Origin of the sequence: Sphingobacterium sp. UBA1897 (assembly GCF_002337775.1) — a bacterium.
In the GTDB taxonomy this organism is placed as follows: domain Bacteria; phylum Bacteroidota; class Bacteroidia; order Sphingobacteriales; family Sphingobacteriaceae; genus Sphingobacterium; species Sphingobacterium siyangense.
The window spans coordinates 51,817-66,483 of sequence record NZ_DDGR01000019.1 but is presented as its reverse complement, the minus strand read 5'-3'; the positions used below and the strand labels follow the sequence as shown (position 1 = coordinate 66,483).

At 42.1% G+C, this 14,667-nt stretch carries 11 protein-coding genes; 1 reads left to right on the top strand and 10 read right to left on the bottom strand.

The features are described 5' to 3' along the window. Positions 1-22: 22 nt before the first annotated feature. From B4N43_RS11190 to B4N43_RS11180, 3 genes are all read right to left on the bottom strand, one after another. On the bottom strand, positions 23-289 hold the full coding sequence (locus B4N43_RS11190; protein WP_244294452.1) for a hypothetical protein: 267 nt from the start codon (positions 287-289) through the stop codon (positions 23-25). Next, positions 279-788: a hypothetical protein gene (locus B4N43_RS11185; RefSeq protein ID WP_145327908.1), complete on the bottom strand. Its 510-nt coding sequence runs from the start codon at positions 786-788 to the stop codon at positions 279-281. Before B4N43_RS11185 ends, B4N43_RS11190 begins: the two co-directional genes overlap by 11 nt. A gap of 167 nt (positions 789-955) precedes the next feature. Then, entirely contained in the window at positions 956-1,972 is a 1,017-nt protein-coding gene (locus tag B4N43_RS11180) for a zinc-binding alcohol dehydrogenase family protein (protein ID WP_075993549.1), read from the bottom strand. A gap of 511 nt (positions 1,973-2,483) precedes the next feature. Between B4N43_RS11180 and B4N43_RS11175 the strand changes: the two genes are divergently transcribed. Beyond that, a complete protein-coding gene (locus B4N43_RS11175; protein WP_088162333.1) occupies positions 2,484-3,347 on the top strand; it encodes a helix-turn-helix domain-containing protein in 864 nt (287 codons plus the stop codon). Between the two features lie 44 nt (positions 3,348-3,391). Here B4N43_RS11175 and B4N43_RS11170 read toward each other — a convergent pair whose 3' ends face one another. The 7 genes from B4N43_RS11170 to B4N43_RS11140 form a co-directional block, all read right to left on the bottom strand. After that, complete coding sequence (locus B4N43_RS11170) at positions 3,392-5,443, bottom strand: alpha-glucuronidase (protein WP_286734686.1); 2,052 nt, start codon at positions 5,441-5,443, stop codon at positions 3,392-3,394. A 23-nt stretch (positions 5,444-5,466) separates the two neighbouring features. Beyond that, a complete protein-coding gene (locus tag B4N43_RS11165) occupies positions 5,467-6,438 on the bottom strand; it encodes a glycoside hydrolase family 43 protein (RefSeq protein ID WP_075993552.1) in 972 nt (323 codons plus the stop codon). A 5-nt stretch (positions 6,439-6,443) separates the two neighbouring features. Beyond that, positions 6,444-7,589: an endo-1,4-beta-xylanase gene (locus tag B4N43_RS11160; protein WP_286734683.1), complete on the bottom strand. Its 1,146-nt coding sequence runs from the start codon at positions 7,587-7,589 to the stop codon at positions 6,444-6,446. Between the two features lie 19 nt (positions 7,590-7,608). Beyond that, a complete protein-coding gene (locus tag B4N43_RS11155; protein ID WP_248932070.1) occupies positions 7,609-9,021 on the bottom strand; it encodes an MFS transporter in 1,413 nt (470 codons plus the stop codon). Positions 9,022-9,191: 170 nt separating this feature from the next. Continuing rightward, positions 9,192-11,291, bottom strand: a complete 2,100-nt coding sequence (locus B4N43_RS11150; RefSeq protein WP_208734209.1) for a hypothetical protein — start codon at positions 11,289-11,291, stop codon at positions 9,192-9,194. Positions 11,292-11,372: 81 nt separating this feature from the next. Further along, positions 11,373-13,277: a sialate O-acetylesterase gene (locus tag B4N43_RS11145; protein WP_286734680.1), complete on the bottom strand. Its 1,905-nt coding sequence runs from the start codon at positions 13,275-13,277 to the stop codon at positions 11,373-11,375. 11 nt (positions 13,278-13,288) lie between these two features. After that, positions 13,289-14,665 (bottom strand): glycoside hydrolase family 43 protein, encoded by a 1,377-nt coding sequence (locus B4N43_RS11140; RefSeq protein ID WP_286734679.1) that lies wholly within the window; start codon positions 14,663-14,665, stop codon positions 13,289-13,291. Positions 14,666-14,667 lie beyond the last annotated feature (2 nt).

The window sequence follows — 14,667 nt, the reverse complement described above, 5'->3', positions numbered from 1 at the left end:
AGTTTATTGAATATGCTCAAAATTATTTGCAATTGGGTATGGCTGTCATCTCATCCAGTGACATATCCATCGCTTTCTTGGCCCACTTTTTTAGATTGTCCAAATCAGCTGTTTTTAACGCCTTATTTCCAAAGATTACCGCATTAAGTGCGTAATTTTTGGCATTCGCACAATTGCAATCTGGAATTATACTGTAAGCAGAAGCTTCTTTTGCTTTGCCTACAGCATCCTTAAGCAAAACTTTGGCATCATCCAGTGATCCAGCCTGATAGGCTTTTTTAAAGCTCATAATCCTTAAAGATGACAAAAAGTGCGGGGTCATTGCTCAACGAGTCGAGATCCAACTGATAATTTGTGAGCCTATCCTGATAACGGTCCATATCGCGTTTTAAACTCCTTACCTCTATGGAAAGTGCGTTCAAGATGTTGAAGGTCACTGTAAGGTTGCGCGATGATTGCGCAGAACCCTTGTTTTCAAAGACACCATCTTTTGCAATATCATGTAAGACGATCAGCTCCTTCAGCTCCTGGTCCACGTTCAACGAATCGAAACCTTTGCGCAGAAAGGAACGCGATTGGCTCGCCAATAACTTAATATCCTCCAATACCCGATTTTGGCGGATGGCTGCACGGTCCATTACCAAATCCCGGACACTCCTTTTAGCCGATTCTTTAAAAAATCGTTCCGTCTTGTCTACAAATCCCTGCTGAACAGAATCTTGGGGATTACCAAACAGCCCCCGTGAAAACAATATGATGAAGAAACATGCTAAAAATTTCCTGCGCATTGCCATTGAAGTTTATTTTTTTCCTTTAGGTATTTAAATTGTACTATGAACACCTAAATGTACATATATTGCTTTAATATTGTTTCATCATCCTTCATTTAACAGCAAGATATTTTATAGTTACCCTCCCCTCAATTCGATCTTTCACAAAACCAAAGCCGCTTCGGTCAAAACGCGATCAGTAGCCTAAAAACACGTCCGGGATCATTCAACCATGATTCCAAGGCCAATTGTGCATCCTCCGCCCGATAAATAGCCGTTATCAGTTCTTCGATCGGGCAGGTTTTCATTTTCAAGTAATTCATTACCGCAGCAAAATCCTTTGCCGTGGCATTGCGCGACCCGCTGATATCCAGTTCCTTTTTGACAAAAAACTGTGTATCAAAAGGAATCGCTTCCTTTGCATACCCGATATACAGCACTCTGCCTGTATATGCAGCGGCAGCAATGGCCGCCAGGTATGTTTCCTTTCGGCCAACGGCTTCTATAACAACATCAGCTCCCATGGACTGAGTCAACACATCCAACCTCGCAAGCAGATCTTCCGTAGCGCTATTAATCGTATACTTTGCACCTAGTTTTTTCGCTAGTTCGAGCTTTTCAGTACTCACATCGACAGCAATGACTGTAGCTCCCCGTAATGCTGACCGAATGATCGCCCCCACTCCGATCATACCACATCCAAATACCAATACAATATCGCTGTCTGTTACCGATGCTCGGTCAACGGCGTGGAAGCCCACACTCATAGGTTCCACAAGAGCCAATTCTTTGGATGAAAGCTGTCCCCCAGCGATGATCTTTTCAACAGGTAAGACAAGATATTCGGTCATGGCGCCATCGCGCTGTACACCCATAGTCTCGTTGTAACGGCAAGCGTTGGGCCTATTATTCTTACATGCGGTACAAACACCACAGTTGGAATACGGATTTACGGTAACTTTTGTACCAACCTTAAGATCAGTTGTCACATTAGTCCCCAATTCCACGACCGTTGCCCCAATTTCATGCCCTGGTATGACCGGCAAATTGACCAATGGATTCAACCCCCGAAAGGTATTCAGATCTGAACCGCAGAATCCAACATAGTCTACCTTTACGAGGACATGTCCATCCTTAACAGTCGGTTGCGGAATATCCATGATTTCCACACGTCCCTCTTTCACTATTTTTATTGCTTTCATTTATAAATGGCATCAAGATTTAAATAACAATTGCGTTGATTATGAATTGTACCAAAGCTCATATCGGAATTGATGAGATTTCCTGTTTTGGAATCTTTACTATTATCGTATAGTCAAAAATAATTATATAGAATGGAGAAAGGAACTACATTAGCGATAAAAACTAACACGATATCGATCCATCCCCATATATATCACAAAACCTCTCTTTCAAAAGTACCAAATAAAGGAAGGTTATTAACGATCAGACAAATTGCTTGATGCTAAAAAAATATTGCTCAGATAAGTTCAGCTACTAGTAAAGCTGTTATGAAACCATAGCCTTCACAAAAAACAAAACGCTCGGAATAATCCTAAAAAAAAACATAAAACGATCTCAGAGATGCGTTGATTGCGCAAAAAAAACACATTATCGACAACTGTAGGTAAAAAGTGCTATTTTTTTTAGAGAAAACGAGTATTATTGTATCTGAGATTAATATAGTATGTAACTATTTTTCCGCTTCGCATAATGATAAATAACGAAAAGAATAAACTCGATTTTACACTATTGAATATTGGCTATGCGGAACATCTGGCAGATTGGAACTTTCAAAATATTAAGAGTCCCTTTGCAAGAATACATTATGTATGTGAAGGTGAGGCATCTATTATTTTAAAGGATGAAATCATTAAACTTCGACCCGGCCATCTCTATCTTACACCAGCCTATATCCATCATAGCTATGCCTGTTCTGCTAAACTCTCGCTCTATTACATCCATATCTATGAAAATCCCGAAATTAGGTCAAGTATTTTTGATCGTTACACTTTTCCAAAGGAGATCAAATCTGATCAGCTATTGGAGACTGTCATCCAGCATCTCTATGCCTCGAATCCAGGTCGTGAGTTAAAAATTTACGATCCAAAGGGCTACGATAATTCATCAGAATTAATGAAAAACATGGCACTTCAGACGGCTTCGCCTTTCGCCAGAGCCTCCGAAAACCAAGCGATCATTCATTTGTTGATGAGCCGATTTCTAGCAGAAGCGACCAACAAAATACCGCAAGTAGAAAAACGACTTCTGCGTGTACTCGATTACATAGACGAAAATATCAATCATACGATTTCAATCGAACAACTTGCCAATCTGATTTTTATCTCCAAAGATCATCTGATCCGACTTTTCAAAAAACACATGAATGCCACACCGGTACATTACATCAATCAAAAAAAAATAGAAAAAGCACAGTTGATGATGTTAATCGATGAAGACAATATCCAACAGCTGTGCTTTAAATTGGGCTTTGAAAATATATCTTATTTCAACAGGCTCTTTAAAAAAATAACGGGCGAAACACCTACGATTTATAAACGTCGAATAAGCAGATAAAGCAACCCATTACGAATAAGATCTTGAAGACATTACTTTCGTTGCTAATTATGATGCCCCATCGGCAGCTTAATTTTCTTTAACTCCTCTAAATTATGTATTGGTCGCTCCAGATTGTAAGGAATCGGCTGACGCGAAAAACACTGAAAGTACTGCAGACAAGCATCTTTCCACCAAACTGCATCTCTAGCCTGAATTCTCAGTTTAGCTTGAACAGCCAAAAAACGTGGTCGATCAATATATTTTTCCATACGATCCCAAACTTTTTGAAACTCCCTCACTTTTTGGACACCGTGGTCATAACGGAAACATAATTCGGTCCACAGCGTATTGCCGCTATTCATTCGATAATTCCAGGAGACATGATGAAACCACAATAAAAGATTTTCAGGACAAGTGGATGTATTCCCATAAATCTTGTCCAAAGGTGGATTATATTGTATTACGGCACGACTTCCATTAACCGTTCGGTCAAAGCCCAATCCCAAAGTATCCGCATTATGGTAATACCAAGGCATCCAATCTGGACGTCCCCCCGGAATATCTCCCCAAGGTTCTGGGCCATAATGATGCTCAAAAGCAAAAAGGTGATGTAGACCTAAAGGCATCATATAATCGACTGCTACTTCCCTCGATTCCAGCATCAGCTTCTTTACAGGTTCCACAAACTCCTCGACTCCGGTAAAAGTCATACGTATCCACTCATCTGCTATCTGAGCCGACGAAAGGCTATTGTTCCACGCCAGGCGCCCAAAGGCGTACCAGTTGGCCTGGGCAAAATGATGCCCTGTCCAATTGGTATCCAAACCAATATTGGCGACAGCAGCGATTGCAGTTTTACGTCCCAAATGCCCCCTACTGCCGGTCAATTTTGACACCGTTTGCCCTTTCCCATTGGCATAGGTATCACTATCCAATACTTCCTTAAACAAAGGGGCCAAATAGACCAGATGATTAGAAAAGCCCAAATACTCCTGTGTCAATTGAAATTCGAGCATCTTTGCTGTATTTGGCATCGCGCCCAACAATGGATTGAATGGCTCTCGGGGCTGAAAATCTATAGGCCCATTTTTTACTTGAAGAATAACATTGTCCCGAAACTGGCCATCAAGGGGAACAAACTCTTGATAAGCCTGTTTGGCTCGGTCATCTTTAGTCGGATGATAGACAAAAGCCCGCCAAAACACTATACCACCATAAGGACTTAGCGCATCGGCAAGCATATTTGCCCCATCCGCATGAGTTCTTCCGTAATCTTGCGGTCCTGGTTGTCCTTCAGAATTTGCTTTGACCAAAAATCCACCGAAATCCGGAATTAATGCATAAATTTCTTTGACTTTGGATTTCCACCAGCGCTTAACCTCCTGATTTAAGGGATCTGAATTGGTTAAACCGCCTATATTTTGGGGTGAGGAAAAATTGATTGACACATATACTTTAATTCCATATTTACGAAAGACATCCGCCAACGCTTTAACCTTTATCAGATAATCCGTCTTCAACAGATCCGACGAAGCATTCACATTATTCAATACCGTCGCATTAATTCCTATCGAAGCATTGGCTCGTGCATATTGTTCATATCGGGGTGAAAGTGTATTCGGCAATTCCTCCCAGTTCCATAATGAATGCCCGGCATAGCCGCGTTCTATTGTCCCGTCGAGATTATCCCAGTGGTTTAAAACCCTGATATCATAGACAGGTATTTCAACGAATCCCGAGCGGGGTATCCCTGCTCCCGTTTCCTGAAGACGTAATAAATGATAAACAGCATATAATATACCCACAGATTGGCCTGCAATCATATAAACCTGATTTTCGTGTTGGCTAATTTGATAGCCGTCTTTTAAATCCTTTCGGCTAGGATCTAATTTTAAGATGACATCCCCTCCCTTCCAGTAACATTCCAGTTCCTGTTTTGCCAGTGCCAAGGTTACATTGGTTGATTTTCCTTTGATAACCTGGATGGTGCCTACAGGTTTTACCTGTTTTGAAAACCGCAGCCACAATTGGCTACCATCCTCCGACCTTAAAGTAGCGGGGAAAATAAAAAGCAACGCCAACAATAAGAAATGGAAATACATAGTATACCTCATCCGTAAAAAAACTAATACATCTTTTAAGAAGACAATCCATCTATTGGCTTAATATGACCATTCTCATCATACGTCAACTCAATAACTTTCATGCTTCTGAGCCAGGTCTTTCCTCCAGATGGAACCGAGTCGTGATAAAATAGGTACCACTTGCCCTTGAATTCCACGATGCTGTGGTGTGTGGTCCAACCAACAACAGGCGATAAGATCACCCCTTGATAAGTAAATGGTCCATAAGGATTGTCTCCGATGGCATAACAAATCAAATGGCTGTCGCCTGTAGAATAGGAAAAATAATACTTACCTTGATATTTATGCATCCAGGAAGCTTCAAAAAATCGCTTTTCCGTATCCCCATGCTTTAATGGTTTGCCCTCTTTATCTAAAATAACTAGATCCCGCGGCTGTTCCGAAAACTCCAGCATACCAGCAGACATCTTGACAACCTTAGGCGACAATGCAGTTTCATCAGATTTTGGCAATTCATTAGGCGAAACAATCTTATTATTCCGATAAAATTGGAGCTGTCCACCCCATATACCACCAAAATATAAATAATAGGAACCATCTGTATCTTTAAAAGCACATGGATCAATACTGTAGCTTCCCTTAATTGGATTATCCTGCGGCACAAATGGTCCATAGGGTTGGTCTGCCATAGCGACACCCAGTCTAAAAATATCGTTTTTGTCTTTCATGGAGAAATACATATAGTACTTCCCATCTTTCTCGGCTACATCGGAATCCCAAAGCTGACGACCGGCCCAGGGAATGTTTTTTACATCCAATACCTTTCCATGATCAACAACCTCCGCATTGATATCTTCTAGGGAAAATACATGGTAATCCTGCATATCAAAATGGTCGCCGTTATCATTTTCGGGGATGCCGCTTTCCCTATCGTGAGAGGGATAAATATAAATTTTGTTTTCAAAAACATGTGCTGAAGGATCAGCCATGTAATCTCCGGGATATAAATACTTACTTTTGTTCATTTTTCTTATTTCTTTTTTTTTTGAGTCAACGCAATAATATCCTTTACAAAAGGTTTGGGCTGATAATTCCGGTCAAATAACAACGGATAGTCTGTCCGTCCCGGAATAGGCCAGCCATTCTTCCATGAGTCTCCATCGCCAACACCCCACAATGTCACACGTGATATTTTATCCCGATGTTTGAGATATAAATTAAAAAAAGCTACATATCTCGCTCCCAACTCATTCATTTTCGCTGCAGGAAGTCCTTTTTCGTACGGATTCATCGCTTTACTGTAGGCATGACGCTCCCCTATTTCCGCTCCCATATTGGGACGTACATGCGGTAGGACCGAAATATCCATTTCCGTCACCATTACCTTCGCACCAAGCCCCGCAAATCCGAGTATGGTTTTTTCGACTTCATCGACCGATGGATTGTCCAATGCATTATGTTCCTGCATACCAATTCCAGTGACCTGCCCACCGGCAACCTTTACCTGTTGCACCATGCGCATAATACCCTTTCTTTTTTCGGGGATAGCAGTTGAATAATCGTTATAATATAATTCTGCATTTGGATCTGCCTCATGCGCAAATTTGAAGGCCAATTCAATGAATTGCGGCCCGATGATCTGGTAGAATTTGCTTTTACGCCATTCTCCATTATCCAATATGGCCTCATTCACCACATCCCAACCAAATACCCTTCCTTTATAACGGGAAACAACGGTTTGTATATGCTTCTGCATGCGTTCGATAAGTACCTCTCGGGTGACCTCTTTCCCATTTTTATCGACAAAAAACCAAGCTGGTGTCTGCGAATGCCAAATCAGCGTATGACCGATAATTTGCATTTTATTTTTTTCTCCAAATGCGACAAAACGGTCCGCATCTTTAAAATCGAACTCACCTTCCCTTGGTTGCAAAAACATACTTTTCATACAATTTTCGGCAACTATGGAGTTGAACTGCGTTTTGACCACCGCGACCGCTGCCTGATCGCGCTCCCATATCTGATCAAGGTTTAATGCTGTTCCTATAAAAAATTTACCCTCAAATGCATCTTTCAAGGTCAATGAATCAGGAGCCCGCTTCAGGTTCTGCAAAGTGGCTGAAGCAGCAGGACCAAATAGTAAGGCTGCTACTGCCACAACAATAGTTTTTAACATCTTCATGGTTTATTTTTGATTAATAAGTATGTCTTGATTCTATATCTTGGTTGATTTTGTCGATCGTTATATCATCCAGTTCGTATTTGGAGATAACATACATCGCGAGCACCAAAAGAACGGCAGGAATAACAGCCACCAACCATAGAATTCCCTTTTCAGCCAATGCAGATTGTCTTACGGCATTATCTTTATCAAATTCAACATAAGTCAGTACCAATCCAGGGACGACACCTCCCAATGCCATTCCAGCCTTATAAAAAATACCTGTCAGTGCATTGACAATACCCGAAATACGCTTACCGGTTTTATATTCACCATAAGATATGACCTCAGGCACAAGAGCCCACATATACCCCGTAGCGACGATTACACCCGTTGACTTGATAAACTGAGCAGCCAATACCAGTCCAATATTACTCTTGAGTGTCTCGTTGGATGAAATTATGTACAACATGAGCATTCCAAGGATAGCGACACTCAGAAAAACATAGAACATTTGCTTCTTTCCTATTGTACGTTTGATAGCCGGCACCAATGGCATAAAAATAAAAGCAGGCAGGGAGCCCAGAGCCATAAAATAAGGCAGCATATCCGGAGCATGTACATTATAGATCATGTAGTAGGATCCTGCCGAATTACCGATGGCCATCATCGCAAATGCTGTAATGAAAAAAAAGGCCAAAATACGCAAAGGCCTATTGTGCTTAAATTCTCGCCATAGATCAGATACGCGTACATTATCAGTATCCTTTTCATCCATAATAACCCGTTCTTTTGTTTGTGAGAAACAAAAAATCAGAAGCGCCAATCCGACTAAAGCATAGATCAGCATCGTTGTAAACCAGGCTTCGGCCGAATCTTTTGAGTTTATCTTTCCATCCGGAGCGAGATACTGTACGACCAGCGGTACACCATATCCAACAGCCAGTCCGCCCACGTTCGCCATAAACATGCGCGTCGATGTTAGTTTTGTCACCTCGTCCGTATCCCTCGTCAAGGAAGCATTTAGAGCACCATAGGGAACATTCACTAAAGTATAAAGCATTGAAAGGCCAACATATGTAATATAAGCGTAGGCCAAAGAACCCGAAAAGCCATTCCAAAAACACAGAATTGCAAACCCTGTCAATGGAATTCCTCCCAGCACCAAATAGGATCTGTACTTTCCCATCCGGGGATTTCTCTTATCGACAAATGCACCTACAATGGGATCCCACAGCACATCCACAATTCGAACAATGAGAAACATGACTCCTGCCGAAGCAGCAGAAATTCCATAAACATTGGTATAAAAAATCAGGAGGTACATCGAAACAGTCTGGTAAATAAGATTCTGTGCAAGATCACCAGCGCCAAACCCCACCCGTTGTTTCATTGAAAGTTTGTAAAAACCTTTAATAGGCTTTACCTCTGTTATACTTTGATCCATATAATTGGTTATTCGATTAGTTGAATTACAAGGGTAAAACTACAAGTAGCTTTCTACCGAGAACCAATACAAATGTTTTATATTCCAATAAAAATGTTTAAAAAAGGCTGTCCATTTCCATTGGACAGCCTTTTTCCACATGTTTGTAAAACCGCTTACCGGCTAACGGTTCAATTCTTTACATACTTTACAAGATAGCTTTTGGTTTGTCCTTTGTAAACACAATCGACCTGTGCGTAACCAGTCACCGAGCTGCCTTGTTTAACTTTGATTTCAACTTCAGGGTTATTTGCCATAGCCTTCACCACAGGAATCTTCTTGTCGTTGGTTTCCATTGGAAAAGTAACTTCATAATGGTTGTAACCAACGATGCCGTTCTCATCGGTAGATCGCACAGGAATCGAAGGCAACATTAGTTTTTTTCCATTCACTGTAATCGTAACCGAAGGCGGTACCGGACGTTCAATTTTTTTGTCTTTCGAACTAAATCCCAATCCTATAAAATCAAAAAGTGGCTTGCCCTCTTCACCCTCAGCGACCAGAAACAAGGCATGTTTGCCATCCAAGTGATCGACATAATTAGAAACATCGACCGTAAATTGCTTTACTGTTGTCGCGGTATTTGCAGGAACTGTTATTTGAGCAATACGCTTTCCTTTCCAGGTTTCGTTATCCCAAGGGCCATCCAGCCACACGTTAACTTTAAATGAAGCTTGTGTTTTTGGTGTAATAAACAGATTGAAGGTCGTACGATTTCCTTTTTTTGTTCCCTCAAACGCCTTTAATCCAAATTTATCCTGTTTTAGGCCTCCAAAACCAAAATATTTAAAACCTGCGATAGTTCCATTTTTCATATTTGTCACAGGCATATGGTTATCCCATACGTCCCATGAATCCTGTTGTAAACTGATATCTGAAAGATAACAGGCATATCCAGCCGAGTAATACCGATAGGGGTCTAATCCATAGAAATGGAATCCTTCCGATGTCACCTCTGCGCCTTTATATTCTTTTCCCTGCTTATCTTTGATGGTTAAATTTTCTTGAAATGGGTCAAAAGCACGGATAGAAACCATCCCACCATCTTTTACGCTTTTTTCATCCCACGAAACTTTGATAGGTTCCACTACCGCCTGCCGTGCAAAGCCAAATCCGCGTGGCGGTCTATGGTAAAATACGTACCATTGTCCATTGATCAGTTCGATACTGCCATGGGTATTATGCCCCGCATTGCTGGTTTCGATAGCCGATCCGTCTTTATTTAATACTGGAGCACGCGAATCGACCAAAACACCACCACTCTTCCAGGGCCCCAATGGTGAATCCGCCACCGCATACCGCAAGGTTGAATTTGAGCTTCCTACCCCATATTCAGGACCCGAATAGCCGCTGTATACCGAAACATACTTGTTGCCGACTTTACGAATTGATGAAGCTTCAAAAAAATTAAAAGTTCCTAAATCCTCCCCCTCAAAAATATTAGGATACGCGGTACCTTTTGGATCACGCAATTCACCATATCGTGCACTTGCTGGCAATAGATAATTAATAATTTCGGTACCTGGTCGTAGCGAATACATCGTTTTCTGATCTAACTGTGCCGCCATCGAGCGTTGAAACCCCCAAAAACCGTATGCCCGGAATCCAATTTCATAATCAGGATCTTTGGGATCCGTCACATATTCAATGTAAACAGCCGGGTCAAACCCTAAGATACTTCCGGGCAAAGTACGTTTGCCGTCTTCCGTGAGGTTTATAGGTTTAAAGGGGCCATTCGGTCGATCGCCTTTGACTACCATTGCTTCACGTTTATCTCCTCTGCTGTGCGGAAACAAGTAGTATTCTTTTTTTCCATCTTTACGTTTGACCTCTACAAGATCTGGGGCATACATCACATCCCATTTTCCATCAATCGGATAGCTAAAAATAGCACCCTCGTCTCGCCAGCTCGTTAAGTTTTCAATCGGCGCTGACCACATCCGAATGTCAGGTCCACAATAACTCGTAAAACGTAAATCATGGGAACCAATGATATATGCGCGATATTTCCCTGGCTGGTCAGGATCTTCAAAAACACGGGGTTCACCATCAGGGAGATGCTCCCAAAGTGGTAGGTATGGATTACCTATAGACTGGTGCACAAACCCCTTACTGAGATCCTTCACCATATTTTGCTGCTGCCCCAACGCCCGTGTTGTTGATAAAATTCCCGTAACGGATAATAACAATACCATTGTCCGTTTTTTTAAGACAATATTTAGTCCCTTCATAAATTGATTATATTAATTACTTAAATTGCTGAATTATATTTTATACTTTTCAATTGATTTTTTTGCTTCGAACTACTCATGCTACCAATTATCGGTACGAAATGGCACAGCTAGCATTCCTTCCTTATTGACTAGATTTGCATCTTCGGGATTATTGCTCCATGCATAGCGGACTGCCTGTGGATTGCTGATCTTTGGATGACTCAATACAACCTCATTCCCACGTATAATTGCATTCGCCCATACAAATTTTCGGTCTGAACCTGCAATCGCAAAATGTTGCAATTTTTTACCATGACGGATAGCCAGTCCCTTTCCAATTTCGTTGAATGAAACGACAACTTGATTTCCATCGGTCCGCATATGTTTAAACCGTGGGCCGGAGGCGACTACCTGTTCACCATACAACATCTTACGCGCGCATAGAAATAATCGCTTTGCCATATCCTTCTTATTTAGCGGATGTATATCATTCCACTCACCAAGATCATAAGTCACGGCGAGCGCTGTTAAAGGAACCTCTTTGCTAACCTCAAATTGAGCCTCCCTGATCCTTGCCCAGTTAGACTCCGCCGGTACCGTATCTTTGGCCATAAAATTGGGCAGCTGCACCATCAAAAAAGGAAGCTGAGGCTGACCAAATTGCGCGCGCCAATTACTGATCAAACGAGTAAGATAGCTTTGATAATAGGATGGATCAACCGCATTTGCTTCCCCTTGATACCAGAGAACACCTTTTATTCCATAGCCGCGCAATGGATAGATCATTCCGTTATACAGGCCCGAACCAACCTGCCCCAAATGCCGCAGGCGGCTTTTATACTTTTCAACTTCTTCCTGGTCGATCGCAATTTGCCAACGCCATTCGCCTGCAAGATCAATACATACATCGTCCAATCTAATCTTATAGGATTTATCGGGTGTAAATCCGCCATCCCCTCCATCCGATCGCAGGCGCACGGTTAAATTATTTCTTCCTGCATGAAGTATCCCTGCAGGAATATCGTAAATCCGTGGCGGGTAACGGTAGGCAGTAGAACCTACAAAATGACCATTGACATACACCGAATCGCTATCGATCAAAGTCCCCAAATACAACTTAGCATGCCGCCCTTCTTTAGCTTCCGGAACAGTGAAATTCTTACGGTAATAACGTACCCCTTTAGTAGTTCGCTGCGCTTTTTCCCAGTATCCAGGCACCAGCACCGTTGGCCAATCCGAATCGTTATATTCTTCTTCCGTCCAATAATCCGCTCCCAGATCTCTTTCGGCCAACCGAAGGCTATCGACAGCATGTTGGTCTAGCAACAATTCAGGAAACTTTTTCAGATATTTCTGATCAATCCAGCGCTCTATTCCTGATCCGCCGAGACTAGATACGATCATTCCGACAGGAATACCATTATGCCGATAGGACTCCATAGCATAAAAATAGGCCAATGCCGTCCAATTCATAACATCAGAGGCGATTCCCGAATGCCATCGTTCACCAGAAGGTATATCTTCCTGCCTATCCACTAGACTATTTTGTGTCGGCACCTTGAAATAACGGATCATATGATTATTCGACTCATTTATTTCAGGAAAACGTTCCACAAGCCGCTTAATCGGTGTCTCCATATTCGACTGCCCCGAACAGAGCCAGACATCGCCAATTAACACATCCCGAATAACAATGTCATTGATCTCCATGAGATAAGGACCACCGTAATGCTGTGGCGGGATATGCACAGACCACTTACCATCCCGCCCTGCTTCTGTATAATAGTATGCACCTCTAAAACGAAGAGTAATCTTTTCGCCTTTCGCTGCCCATCCCCAAATATTGAGATCGATATCCCGCTGTAGAACCATCTGGTCCCCCAGGACTGCTGGCAAGCGTACACTGGCAGCACATGGTAGTAGTCCGAGAAGCCAAACAGTAACCAGCGTTAGACGACTAAAAAAAGATGAAAACCAAAAGACATTTTCTATTCTAAAAAACATATTCTACCACATTACCTTCCAAATTTCCAACAATCGAAAAACAGAATATTCGACGGAGCCTTGCCTTTAAAAACAAAGTATAAATCGTGTATTCCTTTCACTTTATCGGCTAGTACGGTCTCCACTGTAGTCCACCGGTCATCGCCCCCTGTCATAGGAACTTGTATGGTAGCTAATAAAGCCCCGTCGATCGCTCCCGAACGAACCTCCATGCTGACTCCACCGTTATGTGTTGTTCCCACCCGTGCAAAAAAAGTGCGGGCACCTTTCTCACCAAAGTCAACATTTTTCACACAGGTATAAGCTCCATCTTTCCTTGCCTTTATAAAAACACCTACTTTTTCACGCTGATAGGATTTAACATGCTCGGACCAAGCCATCATTTCGGCCTGATGAAGTTCGTAAGGGTTTACGTTTGCTAGCCCCTGAGTAATTCCTGCAGTCATTTTCATCGGCGGGATACTGCCGTCTGGATTAAAGTTTAATTCCTGCACAGCAACAGAGCGCGTGAAACCTCCCCCACCGGGTAAAGCTCCATTGTGATAAAAGAAATAAGTCTTCCCTTTAAAATCGACAACACCAGGATGGTTTGTAAATGCTTTTCCTTCGGCTGACATAACTACACCACCATACTTCCAGGGTCCTTCGGCTTTTTTGCTGGTCGAATACCCAATAAATTCAGGTAAAGGGCCTCCCGGCCAAAAAAGATAATACAAGCTGTTTCTTTTGTACAACCAGGGACCTTCCTCGTAGGTTGTAGGTCGTTTCGGATCTCCCGCTCTTTTTCCAAATGATGCTGCTGTCATCGGAACCTCAACGATATCACCCGCATAAGAGATCATATCTTCATTCAGCCTAACATATTTCAGCTGAGGATTCCCCCAGTACATATGTGCCTCACCATCGTCATCAATAAACACAGTCGGATCGATATCGCCCCATTCACTCTGTAGTAATGGTTTTCCCAAGGGATCATGAAAAGGTCCCAACGGACTATCAGCAACTGCAACACCGATCGCACCACGATTGTTGAGTTTAGAAATAACAGGCACATATAGATAAAATTTACCATTCTTTTCAACACATTGCGCCGCCCAAGCATCCCCTTTTGCCCATTCAAAATCTGTATAAGAGAGAATCGCACCATGGTCGGTCCAGTTCACCATGTCATTGGTTGAATACACCCGCCAATTGTTCATATTAAACCAGGTGGATTCTTCTTCATCCTGCGTGGTATAAAGATAAAGACGGTTATTATACACTAATGGTGCCGGATCCGCCGTATAGGATGTCTGTACGATCGGATTTTGTGCTTTTAACGTATTTATTGAAGGCAAAAACAGGAATTGGAATCCAAACAGCAATAACGTAAAAAATTGTTTCCTCATAT